Raw genomic sequence first — 25,711 nt, forward strand, 5'->3', positions numbered from 1 at the left:
GCTCCTTAGGACCGGGCGCCTTCGCTCTTCGCCAGGCGCAGCAGCAGGAGCTTCGAGCAGGCGAGCACGATGGTGGTGATGAGGAAGAGGATCAGGCCCAGCTCGATCAGCGCCGACAGGTGCACGTCGTCGGAGGCTTCGGCGAATTCGTTGGCCAGGGACGAGGCGATCGAGTTGCCCGGCGCGAACAGCGAGCCGGACAGCCGGTAGGCGTTGCCGATGACGAAGGTCACGGCCATGGTCTCGCCCAGCGCGCGGCCCAGCCCCAGCATGATGCCGCCGACCACGCCGACCTTGGTGAACGGCAGCACCACGCGGGAAACGACTTCCCAGGTGGTCGCGCCCAGCCCGTAGGCCGACTCCTTCAGCATGGCCGGCACGAGTTCGAACACGTCGCGCATCACGGCGGTGATGAAGGGAATGATCATCACCGCCAGGATGATGCCGGCGGTGAAGACGCCTATGCCGAAGGCCGGCCCCTGGAACAGGATGCCGGCCCCCGGAATGTTGCCCAGCGTGGCGATCAGGAAGGGCTGCACGTACTGCTTGAACAGCGGGGCGAAGATGAACAGGCCCCACATGCCGTAGATGATGGAGGGAATCGCCGCCAGCATTTCGACGGCGGTGCCCAGCGGCCGGCGCAGCCAGGTGGGCGACAGCTCCGTCAGGAAGAGCGCGATGCCGAACGACACCGGCACCGCGATCAGCAGCGCGATGGCCGAGGTGACGAGCGTGCCGACGATGGGCACCAGCGCGCCGTATTCATTGTTGACCGGGTCCCATTCGGAGGACCACAGGAACGAGACGCCGTATTTCTCGAGCGTGATCTGGCTGCCCAAGACCAGCGACACCAGGATGGCGGCCAGCAGGCTCAGCACGGCAAAGGCGAAGAACCGGGTCAGGTTCTTGAACAACGCGTCCATGGCCGCGTTACGGTTTTTCTTCATCGGGGGCGTATTCCCGGTAGTAGTCGGCTCGGAGGAAGAATTTCCTCGAATCTCGCCCGAAATGTTATCAAGGACCGCGCTCATGGGAGTTTCCGGAAAGGGAGACAGGTCGACCCCGGGGGCCAGGAGACGCGAAAAACGGGGCGGACGACTCCGCCCGGCCCCGTTTCACGCCACTATGGCACCTCGGCGGATCAGTACAGCGACTTGCCGCTGGCGTCCTTGATGTCGGACTTCCACAGCGAACGGATCTGCGTCGTCACCGCGTCGGGCAGCGCCACGTAGTCCAGTTCCGAAGCGGACTTCTTGCCGTTCTTGAAGGCCCAGTCGAAGAACTTCAGGACTTCGGCGCCTTGCGTCGGCTTGTCCTGAGCCTTGTGCATCAGGATGAAGGTGGCGCTGGTGATGGGCCAGCTCTTCTCGCCCGGCTCGTTGTTCAGGATCACGCCCATGCCCGGCGCGCTCTTCCAGTCGGCATTCGCGGCGGCGGCGGCGAAGGCGGCCTCTTCCGGCTGGACGAACTTGCCGTCCTTGTTCTGGACCTGGCCGTGCGCCAGCTTGTTCTGCTTGGCGTAGGCGTATTCGACGTAGCCGATGGCGCCGGGGAACTGCTTGACGTAGTTGGCGACGCCTTCGTTGCCCTTGCCGCCCTGGCCGGCGGGCCACTTGACGGCCTTGCCTTCACCCACGGACGACTTCCAGTCGGCGGAAACCTTGGACAGGTAGTTGGTCCAGCCGAAGGTCGTGCCCGAACCGTCCGAGCGGTGGACGACGATGATGTCGGCAGCAGGCAGGTTCACGCCGGGGTTCAGCTTGGCGATGGCCTCGTCGTTCCACTTCTTGACCTTGCCCAGGTAGATGTCGGCCAGCAGCGCGCCGGTGAACTTCAGTTGGCCGGGCTGGATGCCTTGCAGGTTGACCACAGGGACGATGCCGCCGATCACGGCCGGGAACTGGACCAGGCCGTTCTTGGCCAGGTCTTCACCGCTCATCGGATCATCCGACGCGCCGAAATCCACGGTCTTGGCGATGATCTGCTTCTGGCCGCCGCCCGAACCGATGGACTGGTAGTTCACCGTGTTGCCCGTGGCAGCCTTGTAGTCCGAGGCCCACTTGGCATAGATGGGATAGGGGAACGACGCGCCGGCACCGGTGATGTCGGCAGCGTGCGCAGACAACGCGGCAACGCCCAGCACGACGCCCACCGACACTTGCTTGAATACGAGTTTGAACATTTGCAGGTCCTCTGCTTTGTGGGAGGTAAAACTCACGACGGCGTCAGATTACGTAGCAAATATGACATGACCATGACAGCACACATGACGGCCATGGAACTGGACATGTAGAATCATTAACGATTCTCATTCATAAAAAAAATGATGCCTGCTCCCGTGCCCGAACAATGGCATGTCCCCGCGATGACCGCCTCGCTGTCCATCAGCGGTGGCATATTGCGCATGGATCAAGACCAGGCCATTACCGAGCAGAACGACGCCGGCTTGAAGCTGGTCCTGCTGCTGGGCGGGGAGCTGCGTTATTCGATGCAAAAACACCGCCAGATAGGCCTCAAGGGCCCCGCGGTCCACCTCAGCCTGAGCCGCAGCCCGTTCATGGTCAGCCATGCCTTCCATGCCGCCTCGCCGCTGCACTACGTGGCCGTGCGCATGCCCGAGGAAGCGCTGCAGGAAGGCCTGGACCTCGACATCGGACGGCATGCCCGCCAGCGCAACGGCACCGACACCCCGTTTTTCCTCGACCGGCAGGCCAACCGGATCCTGCAGGCCCTGGGCCGGCAATTGCTGGCCTGCCCCCTGCGCGGGAACCTGCGTGATCTCTACCTGGCCGGCAAGGCGCTGGAATTGACCGCCACCGTGCTGGCCGGCCTGGAACTGATTCCCGCCGCCAGCCCGGCCCAGGCCGATGCGCTCATGCTGTCGCCGCGCCAGCTCGACGCGCTGCACGAGGCCCGCGCGCGGCTGCTCGAACAGCTTTCCGATCCGCCCGGCCTGGCGGCCCTGGGTCGCCAGGTCGGCCTGAACGTCACGACGCTGACGCGGGGGTTCCGGGCCGTGTTCGGCTGCAGCGTCTATCAATTCGTGCGCGACCAGCGTCTCGAACTCGCCTATCGCATGCTGGCCGCCGGCCGATGCACCGTGGCCCAGGCCGCGTTTGCCGCCGGCTACAGCGATTCGCATTTCTCCAAGGCTTTCCAGAAACGTTTCGGCATCGCGCCGCGCGGACTGCGCCGCTAGCCCGCGGATACGCCCGATCGCCAGATTGATACCGGCAACCGCCAATTCGTCCCCGGCGCCCTCCCTAGAATTGTTGAGATTGATTCTCAATTCAAGAAAGGGAGAGGGTCTCCGTGGATATCCGCAAGCCATTTCATTCCCGGCCTGGCGCCTTCCGACCCGGCCCGGCCCGCACCGCGCTGGCCTCGGCCATCATGCTGCTGGGCGCCGGTGTCCATGCCCAGGCCGTCCCCGAGCCGCCGGCCAGCATGCTGCCCGCGGTGACCGTCACCGGCGGCGCGGACACGCCGTCGTCCTTGCTCAAGACGTCGCAGTCCGCCAAGGAAACGCCGCAGTCGATCACCGTCATCGACCGCGAGCGCATGCAGCAGCAGAACCTGCAGACGCTGGAGGAAGTGCTGCAGCAGGCGCCCGGGATCACCGTCCAGCCCTATCAGCAGCTCACCACGGGCTACTACGCCCGTGGCTTCAAGATCGACTCCTTCCAGCAGGACGGCGTGCCCGTGCTCATGGGCCAGACGGCCAGTGCGCCGGAAGACATGGGCATGTACGAACGGGTGGAAATCGTGCGCGGCGCCAACGGCCTGCTCCAGGGCACGGGCAACCCGGCCGCCACCGTCAACCTCGTGCCCAGGCGGGCGCCGCGGCGGTTCGAGGCGCGCGGCGCGCTGACCGCCGGCAGTTGGAACCGCTACCGCGCCGAAGCGGACGTGGGCGGCCCGGTGAACGAAAGCGGCAGCCTGCGCGCAAGGCTGGTGGCCAGCCATGAGGACCGCGATTTCTTCTACGACGTGGCAGGCCAGAAGTCCACCAATCTGTACGGCACGGCTGAACTCGACCTGGGCCCCGCCACCGTGCTGTCGGTGGGTGTCCATCACCAGCGCATCCGTTCCATCACCAACATGGCCGGGGTTCCCTTCTATCGCGACGGCCGCGATATCGGCCTGCCGCGCTCGACCTACCTGGATGTCGCCTGGGACCGCTTCGACTGGGACAACACGCGGCTGTTCGCCGGCCTGGAGCATGCGTTCGACAACGGCTGGACCGCCAGGCTCAACGTCAACCACCTGACGGGCGACGCCGACCTGAAATATGCCGGCGCCAATGGCGCGGTCGATCCCGCAACGGGCACCGGTCCGCGCCTGACCGGCGGCGCCTATGAATTCGAGAACCGCCAGACCAGCGCCGACGGTTACCTGAACGGCCCCTTCACCTTGTTCGGCCGGCGGCACGAGGCGCTGGTCGGGATCAACCACCTGCGCACCAGCACCGAGCAGTTCTCCGCCAGTTTCCTGGCGCCGATCGGCGTGCCGGTGGACGTATGGAAATGGGATCCGCGCAGCGTGCCCGAACCGGCGGTCGGTCCCTACGCGTCGCGCGGGCCGACGCGCATGGTCCAGTCGGGCATCTATGCGATGGGCCGGTTTTCGCTGGCCGATCCTCTCAAGCTGATCCTGGGGGGACGGGTGAGCCGATGGAAGCAGGACACCGCCTCCGCCAGTTCCCGGCTCAGCAGCGAGTTCACGCCCTATGGCGGCCTGGTCCTGGACATCACGCCGCAGTGGGCGCTCTACGCCAGCTACGCACAGGTCTTCCAGCCCCAGACACAGACCACGTGGGAGGGCGGCATGCTGGATCCGGTCCAGGGAAGCAACCGGGAAGTCGGCATCAAGGGCGGCCTGCTGGAAGGGCGGCTGGATGCCAGCCTGGCCCTCTTCAACATCCGGCAGCGCAACCGCGCGCAGACCGACCCCGCGCATCCTTGCGCGGGCGCGGTCTGCTACTACATCGCTGGCGGCGAAGTCGAGAGCCGCGGGATCGAGGCGGAAGTCAACGGCCGGGTCATGCCGGGGCTGGACCTGTCGCTGGGCTATACCTACAACGCCACGGAGTACCTGAAGGATGCTCAGTCGCAGGGACAGCCCTTCGCCCGCTTCACGCCCAAGCACATCTTCAGGCTCTGGACGAATACCGTACTGCCCGGAAACGATGGCCGGCTCAGCGCGGGCGTGGGCATCCAGGCGCAAAGCGCCTACACCGTGCAGTCCGGCGGCGTGACCCTGCGCCAGGGCGGCTATGCCCTGGCCAGCCTGCGGATCGGCTACCGCATCAACAAACACATGAGCGCGGCGCTGCACGTCAACAACCTATTCGACCGGCGCTACTACCAGAGCCTGTCCGGCACCAGTTGGAACAACCGCTACGGCGAACCCCGCAGCGTGGCGCTGACGCTGCGCATGGAGTACTAGGGTGCCGGCTCCGCACTGGCCCCTGCGCACCGGCCTGGCCGTCCTGGGCGCCCCCGCGGCCGCCATCGGGCTGGCGATCGCCATCGCGCGCCGGGCGCCGCTGGACGATGCGCTGGACCGGCTGTATGCCGGCATGTTCATCGGCGTGCTGGCGCAGTTGCTGTTGCTGGGCGGCAGCCTGCTCCTGGGCACACGCGCAGCCGTGCCCATGCGCCGCGCCGTGGCCGTCACCCACGCGTGGGCCGGCATGATCGTGGGCCTCGTGCTGTTCGTGGTCTGCCTGACCGGCGTGTTCGCCGTGCTCAAGCAGGAAGTCCGCTATTGGGAGATGCCATCCGAGCGGCAGGCCCCCGCCCCGCGACCCGACCTGGACGCCCTGCTGCATGCGGGCCAGGCGCGATTCGGCGATGCCGCGTCGCTGATGATCCAGTTGCCGGACGGCCTGCGGCGCCATGCCATCGTGGCCTCCGCCGGCGGCCGGCCGGCCGCCGGCCAGGCCGCGCTGGTCCTGCGCGCCGACGATGCCCGTCCCATGCCCGCCACCCGTGGCGGCGCGGCGGAGCTGCTGGTCACGCTGCACAACACCCTGCACGCGGGCTTTCCGGGGCGGGTGGTCGTCAGCCTGTTCGGCTTCGCGCTGGCCTTCCTCGTCGTGGGCGGCGTAGCCAACCATCCCCGCCGGTCCCCCGGACTGCTGCGCCTGCGCATCGGCGCGGATGCCCGGACGCTGGCGCTGGACGTCCACAAGCTGCTGGGGCTCTGGCTGTCGCCGCTCCTGCTGCTGATCGCGGTGACGGGCATCTTCTCGGGCCTGGGCGCGCTGGCGACCGTCAACCTGGCGCCCCACGCCTTCCCCGACGACCCGCGCCGGGCCATGCAGGCGCTGATGGACAATGCTTCCTTCCCCGCGCTGGGGCAGCCCGCCGCCATGTCCAGCCTGAACGCCCTGGTCGACAGGCACCGGCAGGCCCATCCCGGATTCCAGGTGGAAAGCGTCGCCATCCTGCATTGGGGCGATGCACAGGCCTACGCCACTCTGCGCGGCCACGGCGCCGGCCAGTTGAGCACCGGCGTGTTCGAGCGCTTCCACTACCGTCTGCGCGACGGCGCGCTGCTGCGCCACGATAGCGCGGCGCAGCGTGGGCCCTGGACCCAGGCGTTCATCGCCATCCAGCCCCTGCACTTCGCGCAGTACGGCGGCACGGCCAGCCGCTGGCTGCATGCGGCGGGCGGCATGGCCGCCGCGCTGCTGGCCGCCTCCGGCACCTGGCTCTGGCTGCGGCGGCGGGCAACGCCGGACCGTCCGCTGGCCTGGCCGAGGCGGATCGCACAAGGCGTCTGCCTGGGGTTGACGCTCTCGTGCAGCGTGCTCCTGGCCATGACCTGCCTGACGCCGGACGCCATGCCGGACCGGCCGGCGCTGCAAGCGTGGGCCTTCTGGGGCTCCTGGCTGGCGTCGGCCGCCGGCTTCGCCTGGCCCGGACACGGCGGCCGGCGCACCACGGCCGCGCTGCGGCTTGCCGGCCTGCTGCTCTGGCTGGCGGCCATCGCCGATCTGGCGCGCCAGGCCGGCCACCCGCTGGCCGCCCAACTGCCGGCGCTGGCCTTCGACCTCCTGCTGATCCTGGCGGGCACCCTGACGTGGCGGCTCGCCCGTTTTTCCTTTCGCCATCCATCATGACCCGACACAAACTCCCCGCCCCCGCCGGCGACGCCTCGCGCCAGCCCCGGCTTTTCGCGCTGTCCTCTTCGCTGGCCGTCCTCCAGGCCGACGCGACCGTCCATCTGATGCCCTTCCAGCGGAATGGCCTGCCGCGGGCCGGCTGGATCATGGGCATCAAACCCATTTCCGATACCGCCTCGGTCCACGGCAACCACTGGGAGCGGCATCCGCGCGGCGACGAAATCCTGACGCTGCTGGAAGGATCGCTGCGTGTCGTCCTGGCCGCGGACGCGGGCGCCGAATGCGAACTGAAAGTCGTCGCGGGCGAATCCCTCGTCGTTCCCCAGGGATGGTGGCACCGGCTGGAGGTAGGCCAGCCGGGCCGCCTGATGTTCGTCACTCCCGCCACCGACAGCGAGCACCGCCTGCACCGCCCCCACGACCAGGAAGACTGACATGCACACCCATTCCCCCGCCTCCACGGCACGGCGCGGCGCCACGCTGCTGCAATGGCCCATGATCGCCTGCCTGTACGCTTCCCAGGGCATCCCCTTCGGGCTCGCGATGGAAGCGCTGCCGGCCATCCTGCGCGGCCAGGGCGCCAGCCTCGGGGCCCTGGCCTACCTACCCCTGGTAAGCCTGCCCTGGGTACTGAAATGCGGCTGGGCACCCATCGTGGACAACCACTGGTCGCCACGCCTGGGGCGCCGGCGCAGCTGGATCCTGCCCATGCAGGCGCTGGTCCTGGCGCTGCTGCTGGGCGTCATGGCGATCGGTGTCACGCAGGCCACCCTGCCCTATCTGCTGGCGCTGTCGGTGGCCGCGTCGCTGGCCAGCGCCACGCAGGACATCGCCACCGACGGCCTGGTCGCCGAACGGTTCGAACCTCATGTGCTCGGCACCGCCAACGCGGTCCAGGTCGCCGGCACCATGATCGGCTTCTTCTACGGCGGCCCGGTGTTCCTGATGGCCTATGCGCGCGTCGGCCTGACGGGCGCGCTGCTGCTCCTGGCCCTGCCCATCGCGCTCAGCCTGGCGCTGGTCGCCGCCTGGCGCGAGCCCGCGTCCCTCTCCGATCGATGGCCGCGCCCGCGGCAGGCCAGCCTGTGGCGCTTCCTGCGGTCAGGTCGGCATGCCTGGGCCCTGGTCGCCGCCGCCTTCCTGTCCGCCGTGACCGTGGTGGCCTGCCACGGCCTGTCCAAGCTGCTGCTGGTCGATGCCGGCTGGGCGCTCGAGAAGATCGGTCAGGTGGGCATGGTCGGCGGCGCAGTCACCATCGTCCTGGGATGCGGAGGCGGCGCCTGGCTGGTGTCGCGGCTGGGCACCTGGGCGGTGTTTTTCACCGGCATCGCCTCGGCGGGCGTGGCGGCCGCGGTCTGGACCGCGCTGGCGTGGACCTCGCCCGCGCTGCCCGCCTACGCGGTCTGGGTGGCGACGCTGCTGACCAGCTTCGGCGCCGGCAGCGCATCCGTCGCGATGATGACCGCCGCCATGCGCTTCGCCCACGCGCGCGACCAGGCCGGCACCGACATGACCGCCGTGCAGAGCATGCGTGACCTGGGCGAGATGGCCGCGTCCTCGTCGCTGATGGCCCTGGCCGCGCTGGCGGGCTACGGCGGCAGCTTCATGGTTGGCGTCGGGCTGGCGCTGGCCACGCTGGTACTGACGCCGGCGCTGCTGCGGTCGCGCCGGGCCTAACCGGCTGTTTCGTCGAAACCGCCCAGCGCCTTCATCAGGTGCGCATGGAGGTTGAACGGCCGGCGGCGCGATCGCACCCGGACGTAATCCCCCGAGGGCTGCTGCTGCCAGGCCAGCTGGTTGTCGCGCAGGGCGAAGGTGAAGGATTCATCGATCACCCGCTTCTTCAGGGCCGGGTCGAATATGGGGAAAGCGACCTCGACCCGGCGGAAGAAATTGCGGTCCATCCAGTCGGCGGACGCCAGGTAGACCATCTCCTGGCCGCCGTTCAGGAAGTAGAACACCCGCGAATGCTCCAGGAAGCGGCCGACGATGGACCGCACGGTGATGTTCTCCGACAGCCCGGGGACGCCCGCGCGCAGGGTGCATACGCCCCGCACCACCAGATCGATGCGCACGCCGGCGCGGCTGGCCTTGTACAACTCCTCGATTACCGAGGGCTCGAGCAGCGAGTTCATCTTGGCCATGATCCGCGCCGGCTTGCCCGCCCGCGCATGGCGTGCCTCGCGGCGGACCAGCGCCACCATGGTCTCGTGCAGCGAGAACGGCGCCTGCAGCAGGCATTTCAGGTGGCGGCGCGCGCCCAGTCCGGTCAGTTGCGAGAAGATTTGCTCCATGTCCTCGCACATGCGCGCATCGGCGGTGAACAGGCCGAAGTCGGTGTAGAGGCGCGCGGTGCTGGGATGGTAGTTGCCGGTGCCCAGGTGGCCGTAGCGGCGGATGCGGCCGCGCTCATGACGCAGCACCAGGGCCATCTTGGCGTGGGTCTTGTGCCCCACCACGCCGTAGACCACGTGCGCGCCCACCTCTTCCAGGCGGGCGGCCCAGTTGATGTTGGTCTGCTCGTCGAAGCGTGCCATCAGTTCCACCACCACGGTCACTTCCTTGCCCGAACGGGCGGCCGCCAGCAGCAGGCGCATCAGCTCGGAGTCCTCGCCGGTGCGGTAGATGGTCTGCTTGATGGCGACCACGCCGGGATCGGCCGCCGCCGCGGTCAGGAAATCGATGACGGGCTGGAACGACTGGTAGGGATGGTGCAGCAGCCGGTCCTGCGTGGCGATGGCCTTGAACAGCTCGTCCGGCGTCAGGTTGTTGCGGTCGAAGGGGGACGGAATGGCCGCGCGGAACGGCGGGAATTTCAGCTCCGGCCGGTTGATGCCGTTCACCAGCTGCATCAGCCGCGCCAGGTTGACCGGCCCGTCCACCCGGTAGGCGTCGGCGGGCGTCAGGGAGAATTCCTTGAGCAGGAAGTTCTCGAGCTCCACCGGGCTGGAGTCGGCCAGCTCCAGCCGGACGCCGTCGCCGAAATGCCGCTGCGTCAGCTCGCCTTGCAGGGCCTGGCGCAGGTTGGTGATTTCCTCGTCATCGACGAACAGGTCGCTGTTGCGCGTCAAGCGCCACTGGTAGCAGCCGTCCACCGTCATGCCGGGGAACAGGTCGCCCACGAAGGCCTGCATGAACGAGGTCAGCATGACGTAGCCGTGAGGGTGGCCGGACAGCTCGGGCGGCATCTGCGTCAGGCGCGGCAAGGCGCGGGGCGCCTGCACGATGGCGATGGCGGCATTGCGGCCGAAGGCGTCGCGTCCCGACAGCTGGACGGCGAAGTTCAGGCTCTTGTTGAATACCCGCGGGAAAGGATGGGCCGGGTCGAGGCCGATGGGCGTCAACAGCGGCATGACGTCCAGCCGGAAGACCTCGTGCGCCCACGCCCGCTGCGCCGGGGTCCAGCTCTGCGCCATGTGCAGCACGATGCCCTCGGCCTGCAGCCGCGGCAGCACCTCGCGGTTCAGCAAGGCATATTGGCGCTCGACCAGCGCATGGGCGGCCTCGGATACACGCTGCACGACCTCGGCCGGCGTGCGGCCATCCAACCCGCGCGCACCGGGATTCTGCCGCACCTGTTCATGCAGGCTGGCCACGCGGATCTCGAAGAACTCGTCCAGGTTCGATGCGACGATGCACAGGAACCGCAATCTCTCGAGCAGGGGCGCCCGGTCGTCCTCGGCCAGGGCCAGCACTCGTTCGTTGAACTTGAGCAAGGCAAGCTCGCGATTCAGGAACAGGTCTTTGGCAGGCAATCTGGCAACCATGGAATATCCGCAAAAATGGGCGACGAAGCTGAGACGGTTATTTTTGCGTCAAAATGATGACTACCTTATGACAGTGCAACCATTCTGTCATCGAAGCGCCTTATTCTTGCAGTTCGCATTCCTTCTTTCCATTCCATGAACCAATTGCTCGCCGCCGTCGATCTCGGCTCCAACAGTTTCCGCCTGGTGATCGGCCGCGTGGTCGACGAAGGCGGGACCATCCAGATCTACCCGGTCGACCGGCTCAAGGAAACCGTGCGGCTGGCGGCGGGCCTGCGGGCGGACAAGACGCTGGATACCTCGACCACCGATTTCGCGCTGCAGGTGCTGCGCCGTTTCGGCGAACGCCTGCGCAGCTTCCATCCGGAACGCGTGCGGGCAGTGGCCACCAACACGTTCCGCGTGGCGCGCAACGTCGCCGAGTTCCTGCCGCTGGCGGAAGAGGCCCTGGGCTTTCCCATCGAGGTCATCGCCGGGCGCGAGGAAGCGCGCCTCATTTTCTCGGGCGTCTCGCACTCCCTGCCCCCTTCCCCCGCCAAGCGGCTCGTGGTCGACATCGGCGGCGGCTCGACCGAGTTCATCGTCGGACGGCGCTTCGAGCCCGAGCTGATGGAATCGCTGTACATGGGATGCGTGAGCTTCAGCCGCGCCTACTTCCCCGACGGCATCATCGACGCCCACGCCATGAAGCAGGCCGAAATGGCCGCCCGCCGCGAGATCGAGGTCATCGCCAAGCAGTATCGCAAGGCGGGATGGCAGGAAGCCTACGGCTCGTCGGGAACGAGCAAGGCGCTGGGCGCGATCCTGACCGAGTCCGGCTTTTCGGAATCCGGCATCACGCGCCGCGGCATGGACAAGCTCAAGGACAAGCTGATCAAGGCCGGTACGGTCGAACGCGCGCAGCTGGCGGGCATCAAGCCGGACCGCATCTCGGTGCTGCCCGGGGGCCTGGCCATCATGAGCGCGATCTTCGACGAGCTGGGCCTGGACGTGATGCGCACGGCCGACGGCGCGCTGCGCGTGGGGGTGCTGTACGACCTGGCCGGCCGCGACGCCTCGCTGGACAAGCGCGACGACACGGTGCGCCAGTTCATGAGCCGCTACAAGGTGGACCGCGCCCAGGCCACGCGCGTGCGCCAGACGGCGCTGGAACTGTTCAAGCAACTGGTGCCCATGCCCGCCGACGAGCACCAGGAATTGACCCGGGTGCTGGGCTGGGCCGCCGACCTGCACGAGATCGGCCTGTCCATCGCCCACAACACCTATCACCGGCACTCGGCCTACATCCTCGAACACGCCGACATGCCGGGCTTCTCGCGCCAGGACCAGGCGCTGCTCGCGCTCCTGGCGCTGGGCCACCAGGGCAAGCTGGCCAAGCTCCAGCACCTGGTCAACCACCACGAGCAATGGATCGCCATCCTGTGCCTGCGCCTGGCGGCCATTCTCTACCGCCGGCGCGAGGACATCGCCGCGCCGCCCATCAAGGTCTCGGTCAAGGGATCGTCCATCATCGTCAAGACCGACGCGGCCTGGATGAGTGCGCACCCGCTGACCGACTTCACGCTGCGCGCCGAGGAATCAGAATGGCGCAAGGTGGGATTCACGTTCGAGCTGCTTGAGCTCTGAACGCAGGCGCCGGGTCAGCCGGCGCAATACCTTCACCCCGGTGCGGCGCAGCCGCCGCGTCAACCGCAAGCGCCTGCGCCGCGTTGCCGACGGACGCGGGAACGCGGCCGCCAGGCGGCGGCCAGGCGACGCCACGGACCTCACGAACGCCTCGAGACCTGGGATTCCAGCCCGAAGTGCCGGCGATAGCGATCGTCCAGCGCGTCGATGGACAGCAGCATGGGGAAATCGGCCGTGTTGAAATCGGCGTCCCAGGCCGGTTCGCCGCAGACGCGGGCCCCCACCTTCAGGTAGCCCTTGATCAGCGGCGGCACGCGGGTCGGCAGGTTGCAGTCCAGGCGCTCGACGGGAAGGCGGTGCAGCGGCTGCACGCGCAGGTCGCGGGCCTGTTCGATGTCGGCCGCCACCGAGCGGTACACCCCGGCCGCGGTCGCGCCGTCGTCGCGCAGGCTGACGCTGGCGCAACCGAACACGTAGCGCTTTCCGGTGCGGCGCAGGAACTCGGCCAGCCCCGACCACAGCAGCATGATGACGGCGCCGCTGCGGTAGTCGCGATGGGTGCAGGAACGTCCGAACTCGACCAGCTCGCTGCGGATGGCGCCCAGGCCGGACAGGTCGAACTCGGATTCGGAATAGTAGCCGCCGGCCTGGCGGGCCTGATCGGGCCCCAGGATGCGGTAGGTGCCCACGACCCGGCCGGTATCCAGTTCGCGCACGATGAGGTGTTCGCACCATGCATCGAACCGGTCCTCGTCGATGCCGTCGATGGCGGTCGGGAACACGGCCCCCATGTCTTCGGTGAACACCTCGTAGCGCAGGCGCTGGGCTTGCCGGACCTCTTCCCAGGAACGCGCCAGCCCCACAGCCAGGCCGGGGGTCTGGACACCGCCTTGAAGTTCGTCGGCCAGGCCGCGACGCGCTTCGATGCGGGTGAATTCGAGCATATGCACACTCCTTGACAGGTAAGTCGAGTGTCGGTGCTTAGCGTTTCACGTCATTGACAGAATAATGACGGTACCATGAATCGGTCACAATTCGTGCCCTTGTTGAAACGCCTGCTTACGAATGGAGCCCCCCCCTACGCGCTTACGCGCGCCCCCCAGGGGGCGAAACCGGCGGACCGGCAAAGCCGGATCCGCGGTTTCCTGGGTCTAGGGAAACTGTCTTGGACTGAAGCACCGGTGCTTCGCTGGCAGCCAGCGAAGCACCGGCGCCACAACCCGAGAAACGGGTACTAGACCCAGGATGCGGTGGATCCGGCTCCGCCGGTCCACCCGCATCGCCCCCTTGAGGGGGCCCGCGGAAGCGGGTAGAGGGTGGGCTTCCCTAGACAAACTCGGGATTGATGACCGCGCGGACGACGACCTGGAAGTCTTCGTCGCGCTGGCGGCGGGCCAGCCACCACAGGCCGCCCTTCTTCAGGCTCCAGGGCAGGTCTTCGCCGGCCAGCAGGGTGCTGGCCACACGCCCCAGCGTGGGCTGGTGGCCCACCACCAGCACCGATCGCGGCGACAGGGGCCAGCCGGAGGCGGCCAGGACGTGGGCGGGCGCGGCCTCGGGCGCCAGTTCCGGCACGACGGTGTAGTCGCAGCCCAGGGCGTCGGCGGTCTGGCGCGTGCGCACCGCGGGGCTGGCCATGACCATCAGGTCGGAAGGGCCATGGGCCCGGAGCCACGCGGCGACGGCCTCGGCCTGCTTGTGCCCGCGCCGCGTCAGGGCGCGCTGCAGGTCGTTCGGGCCGTCTTCAGCCTCGGCGTGGCGCCAGAGAATCAGGTTCATGGATGCTGCTTGCATGGTCATGATCGAAGCTCCCGATTTTGCCTGCCGGGCATGACTGAGGCTTGACAGACCCTAGGCCAGGCTGGCGGACAGGAGTCCCAGGCACTCGTCGACCAGGGCCTCCTCGGCCGCCTCGACCATCAGGCGCAGCTTGGGCTCCGTACCCGAGGCACGGATCAGTACCCGTCCCTGGCCGTCCAGGCGCCGCTCGACCTCTTCCCTGGCATGGGCCAGCCCGGCGTGCTCGTGCCAGTCCAGGCCCGGCGCGAGCGGAACGTTCACCAGCTTCTGAGGATACAGCCGCAGCGGCTCCAACAGCTCGGCCAGCGACTTGCCCTGGCGGCGCATCGCCGCCAGGACCTGGAGCCCGGCCATGGTGCCGTCCCCGGTCGTATGCCGGTCCAGGCACAGCACGTGGCCGGAACTCTCGCCACCATACAGCCAGCCTTTCTTGCGCAGCATCGCCAGCACGTAGCGGTCGCCCACGGCGGCGCGCGCGAACGGCACGTTCAGGTCGCGCATCCGGTGCTCGAAGGCAAGATTGGTCATCTGCGTGCCGACCACGCCCGCGACCGGTCCGGCCAGCAGGCGGTCGGTCACGATGGCATACAGCAGCTCGTCGCCGTTGTAGCGCCTGCCGTCGCCATCGACCATCAACACGCGGTCGGCATCGCCGTCGAGCGCGATGCCCAGGTCGGCCTTCTGCGCTCCCACCGCCTCGGCCAGCGCATCCAGGTGCGTGGCGCCGACGCCGTCGTTGATGTTCATGCCGTTGGGCGCGCAGCCTATACAGCTGACGGTGGCCCCCAGCTCCTCGAACACGGCAGGCGCCACGTGATAGGCCGCGCCATGGGCCGCGTCGATCACCAGCCGCATGTCGGTCAGGTCGAGATCGTTGGGGAATCCGCTCTTGCAGAATTCGATGTAGCGGCCCGCGGCATCCGTCAGGCGCTTGGCGCGGCCCAGCTTGCCGGACGGCACGCATCCGACCGGTTCGCCCAGCGCCGCCTCGATGCGCAGCTCGACCTCGTCGGCCAGCTTCATGCCCGTGGCCGAGAAGAATTTGATGCCGTTGTCGAAATAGGGATTGTGCGAAGCGCTGATCACGATGCCGGCCGACAGGCGCAGCGCCCTGGTCAGGTATGCGATGGCCGGCGTGGGCATGGGACCGGCCAGCAGCACGTCGATGCCCGCCGCGGACAGCCCGGCCTCGAGCGCCGATTCCAGCATGTAGCCGGAGATGCGCGTGTCCTTGCCGATCAGGACGACCGGCTTCCCTCCCTCGCGATGTTCGGCCGTCAGGACCCGACCGGCCGCATACCCCAGGCGCAGCGCGAATTCCGCGTTGATGACCTTTGATCCGACCTTGCCCCGAATGCCGTCGGTTCCGAAATACTTGCGTCGTCCAACCATCTTGGATGGCCCCCTGCTTGTTGTTCTTGTCCGCGCGAGAGCGCGCGGCCATCATTCGTCCCAGGCCTGCACCGCTTGCCAGACCTTCAGGGCGTCCACGGTGGCCGCGACGTCGTGGACGCGGACGATGGCCGCCCCGCGATCCACCGCGGCCAGGGCCGCCGCGACGCTGCCCGCCACCCGTTCCCCCACGGGCTTGCCGGTCACCGCCCCGATCATGGTCTTGCGGGACACTCCGATTAGTAGCGGATATCCCAGCGCACCGATAGTGGGCAAACTACGCATGAGCTGGTAGTTGTGGGCGGTAGTCTTGCCGAACCCGAATCCCGGGTCCAGGCAGATCCGCTCGCGTGCCACGCCTGCCGCCAGCAGGCGCTGCGCCTGCTGGCGCAGGAAGGCGGCCACCTCGCCGGCCACGTTACCGTAGACCGGCGCCTGCTGCATGGTGCGCGGTTCGCCCTGCATGTGCATCACGCACAAACCGCTCGCCCCCCGCGCCACCGCCTCGATGGCCCCCGGCTGCCGGAATCCGTAGATATCGTTGATCATGTCGGCGCCCGCATCCAGCGCCGCCCGCATCACCGCCGGCTTGAAGGTGTCCACCGACAACGGCACCCCGCAATCCCGCAGCGCCTCGATCAACGGCAACAGCCTTGCCAGCTCGTCCTCCAACGACACCGGCGCGGCCCCCGGCCGCGTCGACTCGCCGCCGATATCCAGCATGTCGGCCCCTTCGGCGACCAGTTGCCGCGCATGCGCGATCCCCGCATCCAGCGCCAGACTCTTCCCCCCATCGGAAAACGAATCCGGCGTGACGTTGATGACCCCCATGACCAGCGGCCGGGAAAACTCAAGAGAAAAGCGACCGCACTGAAGCCGAAGCGGAGTATCAGAATGAATTGGCACGGAACCCTGCATGCATGCTTACGCCACGAAACAACAAAGGGCGGCAAAAACGCCGCCCTCCACCAGCCAGTTGCCCTCCCAGGGCACGGCGGATCCGGCTCCGCCGGTCCGCCAGTGCCGCCCCTGGGGGCCGCGCCAAGCGCGTAGGGGGACCGCTAAGCCACCGCTGTTGCGTTCTGCGCGACGCCGCCGGTGCTGGGCGGCGTGTTGGGCGGCGCGCCGGCCGAATCCGAGGCCTTGGGCGGCCGCGGCGGACGTCCGTCGATGATGTCGTTGATCTGGTCCGCGTCGATGGTTTCCCACTCGAGCAGCGCGCGGGTCATGGATTCGACCTTGTCGCGGTTGTCCTCCAGGATCTTGCGCGCCACCGCGTACTGCTCATCGATGATGCGGCGGATCTCGCCATCGACCTTCTGCATGGTCGCCTCGGACACCTGGGTCGTCTTGGTGATGCTGCGGCCCAGGAACACCTCGCCTTCGTTCTCGGCATAGACCATGGGGCCCAGCGAGTCGGTCATGCCGTAGCGGGTGACCATGTCGCGCGCGATCTGGGTCGCCCGCTCGAAGTCGTTCGAGGCGCCGGTGGTCATCTGGTTCATGAAGACCTCTTCGGCGATACGGCCGCCGAACAGCACCGCGATGGTGTTCAGCATGCGGTCCTTGTCCATGCTGTAGCGATCGCCCTCGGGCAACTGCATGGTCACGCCCAGCGCGCGGCCGCGCGGGATGATGGTGACCTTGTGCACCGGGTCGGTCTTGGGCAGCATCTTGGCGACGATGGCGTGGCCGGACTCGTGGTACGCGGTGTTGCGGCGCTCTTCCTCGGGCATGACGATGGAGCGGCGCTCGGCGCCCATGATGATCTTGTCCTTGGCCTTCTCGAAGTCCAGCATGTCCACCGTGCGGCCGTTGCGGCGGGCGGCGAACAGCGCGGCCTCGTTCACGAGGTTGGCGAGGTCCGCGCCCGAGAAACCGGGCGTGCCGCGGGCCAGGATGGTGGCGTCGACGTCGGACGACACCGGCACCTTGCGCATGTGGACCTTCAGGATCTGCTCGCGGCCGCGGATGTCGGGCAGCGGCACCACGACCTGGCGGTCGAAGCGGCCCGGGCGCAGCAGCGCCGGGTCGAGCACGTCGGGCCGGTTGGTGGCGGCGATCACGATGATGCCCTGGCCGGTCTCGAAGCCGTCCATTTCCACCAGCATCTGGTTCAGGGTCTGCTCGCGCTCGTCGTTGCCGCCGCCCAGGCCGGCGCCGCGCTGGCGGCCGACGGCGTCGATTTCATCGATGAAGATGATGCAGGGGGCATGCTTCTTGGCGTTCTCGAACATGTCGCGCACGCGGGCCGCGCCCACGCCGACGAACATCTCGACGAAGTCCGAGCCGGAGATGCTGAAGAACGGCACCTTGGCCTCGCCGGCGATGGCGCGCGCCAGCAGGGTCTTGCCGGTACCCGGCGAGCCCACCATCAGCACGCCGCGCGGAATGCGGCCGCCCAGCTTCTGGAATTTCGAGGGGTCGCGCAGGAAGTCGACCAGTTCCTGGACGTCTTCCTTGGCCTCGTCGCAGCCCGCGACGTCGGCGAAGGTGACCGTGTTCGAATTCTCGTCCAGCATGCGCGCACGCGACTTGCCGAAGTTGAACGCGCCGCCGCGTCCGCCGCCCTGCATCTGGCGCATGAAGAATATCCAGACGCCGATCAGCAGCAGCATCGGGAACCACGAGACGAAGATGCTCATGAAGAGCGAGGGCTCTTCCTTGGCCTTGCCCGATACCTGGACGCCGTACTTCATCAGGTCGCTGACCAGCCAGAGATCGCCGGGGGACGTGATGCTGTAGGGACGGCCGTCGGTGGGCGTGACGCTCAGCACATCGCCCTGGATGTCGACTTTCTGGATGCGCCCGGCCTTGGCCTCTTCCATGAACTGGGAGTAGGACACGGTGTCCTGCGGACGGGTACGGCCCTCGAACTGCTTGAAGACCGTAAACAGGACGAATGCGATCACCATCCAGACCGCGACTTTGGAGAACATGTTGTTCAAGGTCGATCTCCTACTTGATTGCCGATCGGTCGACCTGCCGGAAAATATCCGGCCCGATCGGACACTAAGTCCGATTCTACTATTGTCGGCCGCCGGGATTCTTCAGCCCCACCCCCACGAGAAAGGTCTCGGAGGATTTGTCCCGCGACGCCTTGGGCTTGCGTTCCACCACTCGGCGGAAAGTCTGCTTGAAACTCTGCACGATCTGGGAAAAGCCGCTGCCGTGAAAAGCCTTCACGATCAGCGCCCCGTCGGGCTTGAGGTGCTCCTGCGCGAACTCCCGTGCCAGATCGCACACGTGCTGGATACGCGCCGAGTCCGCAGCCCCGACTCCCGATAGATTGGGGGCCATGTCGGAAATCACAAGGTCCACCGGCTGGCTTCCCAGCAGGGCCTCGAGCTGATGCAACACGGCTTCCTCGCGAAAATCGCCCTGGATGAATTCCACGCCGGCCACCGGCTCCATGGGAAGCAGGTCCAGGGCGATGATCCGTCCCCGTATGGTACCCTGCGGGCCGGCCAGGCGCTCGCGGGCGACCTGGGACCAGCTGCCGGGCGCCGAACCGAGGTCGATCACCACGTCGCCGGGCCTCATGAGCTTCTCGGTATCCAGGATCTCGGTCAGTTTGAAGGCGGCCCGGGCACGGTATCCCTTCTGCTGCGCGAGCTTCACATAGGGGTCGTTGATGTGCTGGTGCAACCAGTTCTTCGAAAACTTGTTCTTGGCCATATCTGCCCGGTCGCCCGGGTCGGTATCGATTCAAATCAATGCGGCATCGCCGCGCTATCGGGAGCATACTGCGGACTGGCCATCGCGCCGTTGGCCCGGCTCCCGTACAATCTCGTCATGCCAGTCCTAGACATCAATTCGACATTGCGCAGCGCCCTCCGGGCCGCTGCCCACCCGCTCAAGCCGGTCGTCCTCATCGGCGACAAGGGCCTGAGCGACGCCGTCCTGCAGGAAATCGACCGCAACCTCTCGGCGCACGGCCTGATCAAGGTCCGCGCCGGCGGCGAGGACCGCGCCACGCGAGACGAACTGCTCTACAAGATCTGCGGCGAGCTGTCCTGCGCGCCCGTCCATCACCTGGGCAAGATCTTCATCCTGTACCGTCCCACCGAACGCGATCCCGACGCGGCCGACCTGCTGGGCGCCCGCAAGCCCAAGCCGGACGTGTCCACGCTGGGTACCGGCGCGCGCAAGGCCAACGAAGCCCACCTGCCCAAGAAGCTGGCGGTGGCCGGCAAGCCCGCCGCACCGGCCCGCACCAGGGCGGAACGCCCGGACCGGGCCGAGCGCGACGGCGGCGCCATGACCGCGCGGGAACGCTACCTGGGCACGGACAAGCGCCAACGGCCGTCCATCCACGAGGAAACCGGTTCGCGCCGGGGCGCCGCGCGCACCACGCCGGCCCGCCGGCCCTCGGGCCTTGGTTCGACGCTGGGCGCCGCCCGCAAGACCGCAGCCGGCAAGCCCGCGGCCAAGCGGGCGGGCAGCGCGCTGTCGTTGCGCGCCGGCGCCCGTGGCCGGCCGGCCGAAGGCGGTCAACGCACGACCGCCACCAGCCGCAAGCCCAGGACCGCCACCAAGAAGTAAAGCACGCTCGACACCCCGTGCCAGGTCCCGAAATCCGCCCAGGCGGGAACGGCCTGGCCGGCGGCGATCAGGGCTCGTCCGTAGTCCAGCACGGGCCGGGTGCCGAAATACCCCAACCCCACTCCCACCGCCATGAGCAGCACGGCGCGGCGCCCCGCCGCCCCCAGCGGCAGCCCGCGCCCCAGCCGGTCCAGCAGCAGCATCGACAACGCCACCACCAGCCCGCCATACGCCAGCAACCGGAACAGCGATCCCGCCGTCGCCGCCGCGCGCATGGGCTCGAGCTGGGAAAACAACAACGGCGCCACCACCAGCCCGATCGTCCAGAGCGCCCCACACCACAGCGCCGCCAACAGCCGCACCACCGTAGCCATCAATCAGCCTCCAGGGCAGACCAACACATTGAATCAGGACAAAAATAGGGCAAAAGAACCCCACCCCTCAAGTCCAGGATGCGGTGGATCCGGCTCCGCCGGTCCACCCGCATCGCCCCACGGGACCCGGCGCCGGGCCGCCCCAAGGCGGGTCCCGGCCCCCTTGGGGGGCTGCCGCGTAGCGGCTGGGGGCTCACCATTCTGGGCGCGCGTCAGCGCGTAGGGGGGTACCAGATCAGGGGGGACTATATATACCGGACGTCCAGAACCTCGTACTCCCGGATGCCGGACGGCGCCTGCACCTCGGCCACGTCGCCGACCGATTTGCCGATCAGCGCGCGCGCGATGGGGCTGGATACCGAGATCAGGTTGGACCGGATGTCCGCCTCGTCGTCGCCCACCACCTGGTAGGTGACACGCTCGCTGGACTCCAGGTCCTCCAGGTCGACCGTGGCGCCGAACACGATGCGGCCGCCCGCGTCCAGTTCGACCGGATCGATGATCTGCGCATTCGACAGCTTGGCCTCGAGCTCCTGGATGCGCCCTTCGATGAAGCCCTGTTTTTCCTTGGCGGCATCGTATTCGGCGTTCTCGGACAGGTCTCCTTGGGCGCGGGCATCGGCGATCGCGGTGATCACGGCGGGTCGCTCCACCGTCTTGAGTCGATGCAGTTCCTGCTTCAGGCGCTCGGCCCCGCGCAAGGTCAGCGGAATGGCAGCCATGTGTACTTCCTTTACGTCTGTGGATTTCGCATCCCCGCGAAGGCGCAAGCTGGCGCCTGCCGCGCTACGGGCGCGGCCGGGAATGGCGATGGTGAAAAATAAAACCCCGGCTCGATCAGGAACCGGGGCGATCAATGTAGATTGTCCGAAAACTGGCGAGAACGCGCAAGCGCCCTCGGGCAAACTTTACCGTTTGAAAACCAAGGGTTAACCCTTGGAACGACCGGCCGGCCGCGCCGCCATGGCTATTCCCAGCACCAGCACCCCCAGCAGGACGATGTGGAACACGAGGTCCGGCCAGGTCTGCGGCCCCACTCCGATCACGATGGTGAAAACGCCCACCAGCGTCCCCAGCAGGGCGAATGCCTGGACCCCCAGCGCAATGCGGCGGGCCGCGCCGGCCCACCGCCGCCCCGCAAGCAAACCCAGAATCAGCACCCCGGCGATGATCCCTTCGGCCGTGGCCGCCCTCGCATGCCCGTAGGCATGGCCCAGGACGCCGGCATGGACCAGGCTGGCGGCGGCGAACAGCGCGGCCTCGGCCGCCAGGAAACGGGCGACTTTCGGGCGGATGCTCGTCTCGTTGCGTAAGGCATTCATGGCTTCCAGCGCCGCCGACGCCTGGAAACTGATGTTCGATTTCCTGATGAAGTCGGCCCCCCAGCGCCTGGAGAGCCAGCAGAAGCATGGCCTCACGCCCAACGATTCGCGCGCGCTCTTCTCGCTGGACAAGGCGGGGAAGCCGGTGGGCACGCTGGCGCGTGAGTGGGGGTGCGATCCATCCACGGCGACCTGGCTGGTGGACCGCCTCGAACGCGCAGGGCTGGCCGAGCGGGTACCCTCGCCCGACGACCGGCGGGTCAAGCTGGTGCGTGTGACGCGCAGGGGTACGGAGACCCTGCAGGACCTGATGGCCGCCTATCAGCGCCCGCCCGCGGAGATGTCACGCCTGTCACGGGACGAATTGGCGGCGCTGGTCGGCATCCTGAGCAAGCTGCGCAAGGACGCCTGACGGCGCCCTTCCCTTGCCTTCGCATCTGGCGGCGCGCCAAGACAAAGGGCGCTCCCCCTTGCGGGGAAGCGCCCTCGCCGGGAACGTTCCGGCGGGAAGCCGTCAGGCCACCGAGCGGTGCAGTTCCTGCAGCGAATACACCTGCAGGCCGGCGCCCTGGCGCATGTACTGCATGCCCTCGACCGCCGCCCAGGCGCCCGCCACCGTCGTGTAGTAGGTGACGCGCGAGGCCAGCGCCGAGGTCCGGATGGCCCGCGAATCGGCGATCGCGTTGCGGCGCTCTTCCACGGTGTTGATCACCAGCGCGATCTCGCCGTTCTTGACCATGTCGACGATGTTGGGCCGGCCCTCGGTGACCTTGTTGACGACCTTCACCGGGATGCCCGCGGCCTCGATGGCGGCCGCCGTGCCGCGCGTGGCGACCAGCGAGAAGCCCAGGCCGTGCAAGCCGCGCGCAACCGCGATGACCTTGCCCTTGTCCTCGTTCTTGACGCTGATGAAGGCGGTGCCGCTTTCAGGCAGGCGCACGCTGGCCGCGAGCTGCGACTTCACGAAGGCCTCGCCGAAGCTCTCGCCCACGCCCATCACTTCGCCGGTGGACTTCATCTCGGGTCCGAGGATGGTGTCCACGCCCGGGAACTTCACGAACGGGAACACTGCTTCCTTGACCGAGAAATACCTGGGCACGATTTCCTCGCCCAGGCCCTGGTCGTCGAGCGAACGGCCGGCCATGGCGCGGGCGCCGATCTTGGCCAGCGGCAGCGAGGTCGCCTTGGACACGTACGGCGCGGTGCGCGAGGCGCGCGGATTCACTTCCAGCACGTAGACGGTGCCCTGCTGGATCGCGAACTGCACGTTCATCAGGCCGACCACGTTCAGCGCGCGCGCCATCAGGCCGGTCTGGCGCTTGATTTCCTCGATCAGCTCGGCCGACAGCGAGTACGGCGGCAGGCAGCAGGCCGAATCGCCCGAGTGCACGCCGGCCTGCTCGATGTGTTCCATCACGCCGCCGATGAAGACGCGCTTGCCGTCGGACAGGCAGTCCACGTCGACTTCGATGGCGTCGTTCAGGAAGCGGTCCAGCAGCACGGGCGAGTCATTGCTGACCTTGACCGCCTCGCGCATGTAGCGCTCGAGGTCCTTCTGCTCGTGCACGATTTCCATCGCGCGGCCGCCCAGCACGTAGCTGGGGCGCACCACCAGCGGATAGCCGATGTCCTGGGCATGCGCCAGGGCCTCGGCTTCGGTGCGCGCCGTGCGGTTGGGCGGCTGGCGCAGGCCGAGCTTGTGCAGCAGCTTCTGGAAGCGCTCGCGGTCCTCGGCGATGTCGATGGATTCCGGGCTGGTGCCGATGATGGGCACGCCGTTGGCTTCCAGCGCCTTGGCCAGCTTCAGCGGAGTCTGGCCGCCGTACTGGACGATCATGCCGACCGGCTTTTCCTTGTCGACGATCTCGAGCACGTCCTCCAGCGTGAGCGGCTCGAAATACAGCCGGTCGGAAGTGTCGTAGTCGGTCGAGACGGTTTCCGGGTTGCAATTGACCATGATGGTCTCGAACCCGTCCTCGCGCAGCGCCATGGCGGCATGCACGCAGCAATAGTCGAACTCGATGCCCTGGCCGATGCGGTTCGGTCCGCCGCCCAGCACGATGATCTTCTTCTTGTCGGTGGGGTTGGCCTCGCACTCTTCCTCGTAGGTCGAGTACATGTAGGCGGTATGCGTGGCGAACTCGGCCGCGCAGGTGTCGACGCGCTTGTAGACCGGACGCACGTCGTACTGGTGGCGCAGCTTGCGCACCTCGGTCTCGGTGGTGTCCAGCAGATAGGCCAGGCGGCGATCGGAGAAACCCTTGCGCTTGAGCTGCCAGAAAGTGTTGCGGTCGAGATCGGCCAGCGTCTTCTTCTCGAGCGCCAGCTCGATATCGACGATTTCCTTGATCTGCGCCAGGAACCACGGATCGATGTGGGTCAGCTGGTGCACTTCCTCGAGCGAAAAGCCCTGCGCGAAGGCGTCGCCCACGAACCAGATGCGCTCGGGACCGGGCTCGCCCAGCTCGACCTCGATGCGCTCGCGATCGGTGGTCTTCTGGTTCAAGCCGTCCACGCCCACTTCCAGGCCGCGCAGCGCCTTCTGGAACGACTCCTGGAAGGTACGGCCGATGGCCATCACCTCGCCCACGGACTTCATCTGCGTGGTCAGGTGGGCGTCGGTCTGCGGGAACTTCTCGAACGCGAAACGCGGCACCTTGGTGACCACGTAATCGATGGTGGGCTCGAACGAGGCGGGCGTCGCGCCGCCGGTGATGTCGTTGCGCAGTTCATCCAGCGTGTAGCCGACCGCCAGCCGGGCCGCCACCTTGGCGATGGGGAAGCCCGTGGCCTTCGAGGCCAGCGCCGACGACCGCGACACGCGCGGGTTCATCTCGATCACGATCATGCGGCCGTTGGCCGGGTTGACCGCGAACTGCACGTTCGAACCGCCGGTGTCCACGCCGATCTCGCGCAGCACCGCGATCGAGGCGTTGCGCATCAGCTGGTATTCCTTGTCGGTCAGCGTCTGCGCCGGGGCGACCGTGATCGAGTCGCCGGTGTGGATGCCCATGGGATCCAGGTTCTCGATGGAGCAGACGATGATGCAGTTGTCGGCCTTGTCGCGCACGACTTCCATCTCGAATTCCTTCCATCCGACCAGCGATTCCTCGATCAGCAGTTCGCTGGTGGGCGAGGCCTCCAGGCCGCGGCGGCAGATGGTCTCGAATTCCTCGGCGTTGTAGGCGATGCCGCCGCCCGTGCCGCCCAGCGTGAAGCTGGGCCGGATCACGACCGGGAAACCGCTGGTGCCGGTCTGCTCGGCGATGCGGCGCTGCATGTCCCAGGCTTCGTCCATGGAGTGGGCGACGCCCGACTTGGCCGACTCCAGGCCGATGCTGGTCATCGCGTCCTTGAACTTCTGGCGGTCCTCGGCCTTCTCGATCGCATGGGCGTTGGCGCCGATCAGCTCCACGCCGTACTTGGCCAGCACGCCCTGCTTGTCGAGGTCCAGCGCGCAATTCAGCGCGGTCTGCCCGCCCATGGTGGGCAGCAGCGCGTCGGGGCGCTCTTTCTCGATGATCTTCTCGACCACCTGCCAGGTGATGGGCTCGATGTAGGTGACGTCGGCCGTTTCCGGGTCCGTCATGATCGTGGCGGGGTTGCTGTTGACCAGGATCACCTTGTAACCCTCGGCCTTCAGCGCCTTGCAGGCCTGCGCGCCCGAGTAGTCGAACTCGCACGCCTGGCCGATGACGATCGGGCCGGCGCCGATGATGAGGATGCTTTGGATATCTGTACGCTTGGGCATGA

Annotated in this window: 21 protein-coding genes; 8 read left to right on the forward strand and 13 right to left on the reverse strand. The window is 67.6% G+C overall.

Going from position 1 to position 25,711, the window contains the following annotated elements:
- Positions 1 to 5: 5 nt before the first annotated feature.
- Together pstC and pstS are read right to left on the reverse strand one after the other, a co-directional pair.
- Positions 6 to 1,031, reverse strand: coding sequence for a phosphate ABC transporter permease subunit PstC (gene pstC, locus R4823_RS19435; protein WP_279819190.1), 1,026 nt, complete (start codon positions 1,029 to 1,031; stop codon positions 6 to 8).
- A 110-nt stretch (positions 1,032 to 1,141) separates the two neighbouring features.
- On the reverse strand, positions 1,142 to 2,182 hold the full coding sequence (gene pstS / locus R4823_RS19440; protein WP_087839700.1) for a phosphate ABC transporter substrate-binding protein PstS: 1,041 nt from the start codon (positions 2,180 to 2,182) through the stop codon (positions 1,142 to 1,144).
- 141 nt (positions 2,183 to 2,323) lie between these two features.
- Between pstS and R4823_RS19445 the strand changes: the two genes are divergently transcribed.
- From R4823_RS19445 to R4823_RS19465, 5 genes are all read left to right on the forward strand, one after another.
- Positions 2,324 to 3,199, forward strand: a complete 876-nt coding sequence (locus R4823_RS19445) for an AraC family transcriptional regulator (protein ID WP_132979347.1) — start codon at positions 2,324 to 2,326, stop codon at positions 3,197 to 3,199.
- A gap of 113 nt (positions 3,200 to 3,312) precedes the next feature.
- A complete protein-coding gene (locus tag R4823_RS19450; RefSeq protein ID WP_338615848.1) occupies positions 3,313 to 5,448 on the forward strand; it encodes a TonB-dependent siderophore receptor in 2,136 nt (711 codons plus the stop codon).
- Between the two features lies 1 nt (position 5,449).
- The gene (locus tag R4823_RS19455; protein ID WP_338615849.1) at positions 5,450 to 7,129 is read left to right on the forward strand and encodes a PepSY-associated TM helix domain-containing protein; all 1,680 of its coding nucleotides are present in this window, start codon (positions 5,450 to 5,452) and stop codon (positions 7,127 to 7,129) included.
- The gene (locus tag R4823_RS19460; protein WP_132979349.1) at positions 7,126 to 7,566 is read left to right on the forward strand and encodes a cupin domain-containing protein; all 441 of its coding nucleotides are present in this window, start codon (positions 7,126 to 7,128) and stop codon (positions 7,564 to 7,566) included. Before R4823_RS19455 ends, R4823_RS19460 begins: the two co-directional genes overlap by 4 nt.
- A 1-nt stretch (position 7,567) precedes the next feature.
- Positions 7,568 to 8,809 carry a RhtX/FptX family siderophore transporter gene (locus R4823_RS19465; RefSeq protein ID WP_132979350.1) on the forward strand — a complete coding sequence of 414 codons (1,242 nt, stop codon included), beginning with the start codon at positions 7,568 to 7,570 and terminating at the stop codon, positions 8,807 to 8,809.
- Here R4823_RS19465 and ppk1 read toward each other — a convergent pair.
- Complete coding sequence (gene ppk1 / locus R4823_RS19470; RefSeq protein ID WP_132979351.1) at positions 8,806 to 10,899, reverse strand: polyphosphate kinase 1; 2,094 nt, start codon at positions 10,897 to 10,899, stop codon at positions 8,806 to 8,808. The two genes, R4823_RS19465 and ppk1, sit on opposite strands and share 4 nt — an antisense overlap.
- 135 nt (positions 10,900 to 11,034) lie before the next feature.
- Between ppk1 and ppx the strand changes: the two genes are divergently transcribed.
- Positions 11,035 to 12,525, forward strand: a complete 1,491-nt coding sequence (ppx, locus tag R4823_RS19475) for an exopolyphosphatase (RefSeq protein ID WP_087839706.1) — start codon at positions 11,035 to 11,037, stop codon at positions 12,523 to 12,525.
- 140 nt (positions 12,526 to 12,665) lie between these two features.
- Here ppx and R4823_RS19480 read toward each other — a convergent pair whose 3' ends face one another.
- From R4823_RS19480 to R4823_RS19505, 6 genes are all read right to left on the reverse strand, one after another.
- Entirely contained in the window at positions 12,666 to 13,469 is an 804-nt protein-coding gene (locus tag R4823_RS19480; protein WP_087839707.1) for a GNAT family N-acyltransferase, read from the reverse strand.
- A 382-nt stretch (positions 13,470 to 13,851) separates the two neighbouring features.
- Positions 13,852 to 14,304, reverse strand: a complete 453-nt coding sequence (locus tag R4823_RS19485; protein WP_087839708.1) for a histidine phosphatase family protein — start codon at positions 14,302 to 14,304, stop codon at positions 13,852 to 13,854.
- Between the two features lie 72 nt (positions 14,305 to 14,376).
- Positions 14,377 to 15,717, reverse strand: coding sequence for a phosphoglucosamine mutase (glmM, locus tag R4823_RS19490; RefSeq protein WP_087839709.1), 1,341 nt, complete (start codon positions 15,715 to 15,717; stop codon positions 14,377 to 14,379).
- Positions 15,718 to 15,768: 51 nt separating this feature from the next.
- The gene (folP, locus tag R4823_RS19495) at positions 15,769 to 16,635 is read right to left on the reverse strand and encodes a dihydropteroate synthase (protein ID WP_132979352.1); all 867 of its coding nucleotides are present in this window, start codon (positions 16,633 to 16,635) and stop codon (positions 15,769 to 15,771) included.
- Positions 16,636 to 16,778: 143 nt separating this feature from the next.
- The gene (gene ftsH, locus R4823_RS19500; protein ID WP_087839711.1) at positions 16,779 to 18,665 is read right to left on the reverse strand and encodes an ATP-dependent zinc metalloprotease FtsH; all 1,887 of its coding nucleotides are present in this window, start codon (positions 18,663 to 18,665) and stop codon (positions 16,779 to 16,781) included.
- Between the two features lie 79 nt (positions 18,666 to 18,744).
- A complete protein-coding gene (locus R4823_RS19505) occupies positions 18,745 to 19,395 on the reverse strand; it encodes an RlmE family RNA methyltransferase (RefSeq protein WP_087839712.1) in 651 nt (216 codons plus the stop codon).
- Positions 19,396 to 19,512: 117 nt separating this feature from the next.
- Here R4823_RS19505 and R4823_RS19510 point away from each other — a divergent pair, with 117 nt between their 5' ends.
- Positions 19,513 to 20,262, forward strand: coding sequence for a YhbY family RNA-binding protein (locus tag R4823_RS19510; protein WP_087839713.1), 750 nt, complete (start codon positions 19,513 to 19,515; stop codon positions 20,260 to 20,262).
- On the opposite strand, the gene R4823_RS19515 is transcribed toward R4823_RS19510, so the two are convergent.
- The 3 genes from R4823_RS19515 to R4823_RS19525 all read right to left on the reverse strand — a co-directional run bounded on the left by R4823_RS19515 (position 20,211) and on the right by R4823_RS19525 (position 21,958).
- A complete protein-coding gene (locus R4823_RS19515) occupies positions 20,211 to 20,636 on the reverse strand; it encodes a DUF4149 domain-containing protein (RefSeq protein ID WP_087839714.1) in 426 nt (141 codons plus the stop codon). The two genes, R4823_RS19510 and R4823_RS19515, sit on opposite strands and share 52 nt — an antisense overlap.
- Positions 20,637 to 20,881: 245 nt before the next feature.
- A complete protein-coding gene (gene greA, locus R4823_RS19520) occupies positions 20,882 to 21,358 on the reverse strand; it encodes a transcription elongation factor GreA (RefSeq protein WP_087839715.1) in 477 nt (158 codons plus the stop codon).
- A 207-nt stretch (positions 21,359 to 21,565) separates the two neighbouring features.
- Positions 21,566 to 21,958, reverse strand: a complete 393-nt coding sequence (locus tag R4823_RS19525) for a hypothetical protein (protein ID WP_279819169.1) — start codon at positions 21,956 to 21,958, stop codon at positions 21,566 to 21,568.
- On the opposite strand from R4823_RS19525, the gene R4823_RS19530 reads away from it, so the two are divergent.
- Positions 21,957 to 22,370, forward strand: coding sequence for a MarR family transcriptional regulator (locus R4823_RS19530; RefSeq protein WP_279819167.1), 414 nt, complete (start codon positions 21,957 to 21,959; stop codon positions 22,368 to 22,370). The genes R4823_RS19525 and R4823_RS19530 overlap by 2 nt on opposite strands.
- A 102-nt stretch (positions 22,371 to 22,472) precedes the next feature.
- On the opposite strand, the gene carB is transcribed toward R4823_RS19530, so the two are convergent.
- Positions 22,473 to 25,709 carry a carbamoyl-phosphate synthase large subunit gene (gene carB / locus R4823_RS19535; protein WP_087839718.1) on the reverse strand — a complete coding sequence of 1,079 codons (3,237 nt, stop codon included), beginning with the start codon at positions 25,707 to 25,709 and terminating at the stop codon, positions 22,473 to 22,475.
- Positions 25,710 to 25,711 lie beyond the last annotated feature (2 nt).

Origin of the sequence: Pigmentiphaga sp. CHJ604, assembly GCF_036972535.1 — a bacterium.
GTDB lineage: Bacteria > Pseudomonadota > Gammaproteobacteria > Burkholderiales > Burkholderiaceae_B > Pigmentiphaga > Pigmentiphaga daeguensis.

Excerpts from the sequence above, each read along its gene's own strand:
- pstC (WP_279819190.1), bottom strand. The coding sequence starts at position 1,031 with ATGAGCGCGGTCCTTGATAACATTTCGGGCGAGATTCGAGGAAATTCT.
- pstS (WP_087839700.1), bottom strand. The coding sequence starts at position 2,182 with ATGTTCAAACTCGTATTCAAGCAAGTGTCGGTGGGCGTCGTGCTGGGC.
- R4823_RS19445 (WP_132979347.1), top strand. The coding sequence starts at position 2,324 with ATGATGCCTGCTCCCGTGCCCGAACAATGGCATGTCCCCGCGATGACC.
- R4823_RS19460 (WP_132979349.1), top strand. The coding sequence starts at position 7,126 with ATGACCCGACACAAACTCCCCGCCCCCGCCGGCGACGCCTCGCGCCAG.
- R4823_RS19465 (WP_132979350.1), top strand. The coding sequence starts at position 7,568 with ATGCACACCCATTCCCCCGCCTCCACGGCACGGCGCGGCGCCACGCTG.
- ppk1 (WP_132979351.1), bottom strand. The coding sequence starts at position 10,899 with ATGGTTGCCAGATTGCCTGCCAAAGACCTGTTCCTGAATCGCGAGCTT.
- ppx (WP_087839706.1), top strand. The coding sequence starts at position 11,035 with ATGAACCAATTGCTCGCCGCCGTCGATCTCGGCTCCAACAGTTTCCGC.
- R4823_RS19480 (WP_087839707.1), bottom strand. The coding sequence starts at position 13,469 with ATGCTCGAATTCACCCGCATCGAAGCGCGTCGCGGCCTGGCCGACGAA.
- R4823_RS19485 (WP_087839708.1), bottom strand. The coding sequence starts at position 14,304 with ATGAACCTGATTCTCTGGCGCCACGCCGAGGCTGAAGACGGCCCGAAC.
- glmM (WP_087839709.1), bottom strand. The coding sequence starts at position 15,717 with ATGGTTGGACGACGCAAGTATTTCGGAACCGACGGCATTCGGGGCAAG.
- folP (WP_132979352.1), bottom strand. The coding sequence starts at position 16,635 with ATGCAGGGTTCCGTGCCAATTCATTCTGATACTCCGCTTCGGCTTCAG.
- R4823_RS19505 (WP_087839712.1), bottom strand. The coding sequence starts at position 19,395 with ATGGCCAAGAACAAGTTTTCGAAGAACTGGTTGCACCAGCACATCAAC.
- R4823_RS19510 (WP_087839713.1), top strand. The coding sequence starts at position 19,513 with ATGCCAGTCCTAGACATCAATTCGACATTGCGCAGCGCCCTCCGGGCC.
- R4823_RS19515 (WP_087839714.1), bottom strand. The coding sequence starts at position 20,636 with ATGGCTACGGTGGTGCGGCTGTTGGCGGCGCTGTGGTGTGGGGCGCTC.
- greA (WP_087839715.1), bottom strand. The coding sequence starts at position 21,358 with ATGGCTGCCATTCCGCTGACCTTGCGCGGGGCCGAGCGCCTGAAGCAG.
- R4823_RS19530 (WP_279819167.1), top strand. The coding sequence starts at position 21,957 with ATGGCTTCCAGCGCCGCCGACGCCTGGAAACTGATGTTCGATTTCCTG.
- R4823_RS19525 (WP_279819169.1), bottom strand. The coding sequence starts at position 21,958 with ATGAATGCCTTACGCAACGAGACGAGCATCCGCCCGAAAGTCGCCCGT.
- carB (WP_087839718.1), bottom strand. The coding sequence starts at position 25,709 with ATGCCCAAGCGTACAGATATCCAAAGCATCCTCATCATCGGCGCCGGC.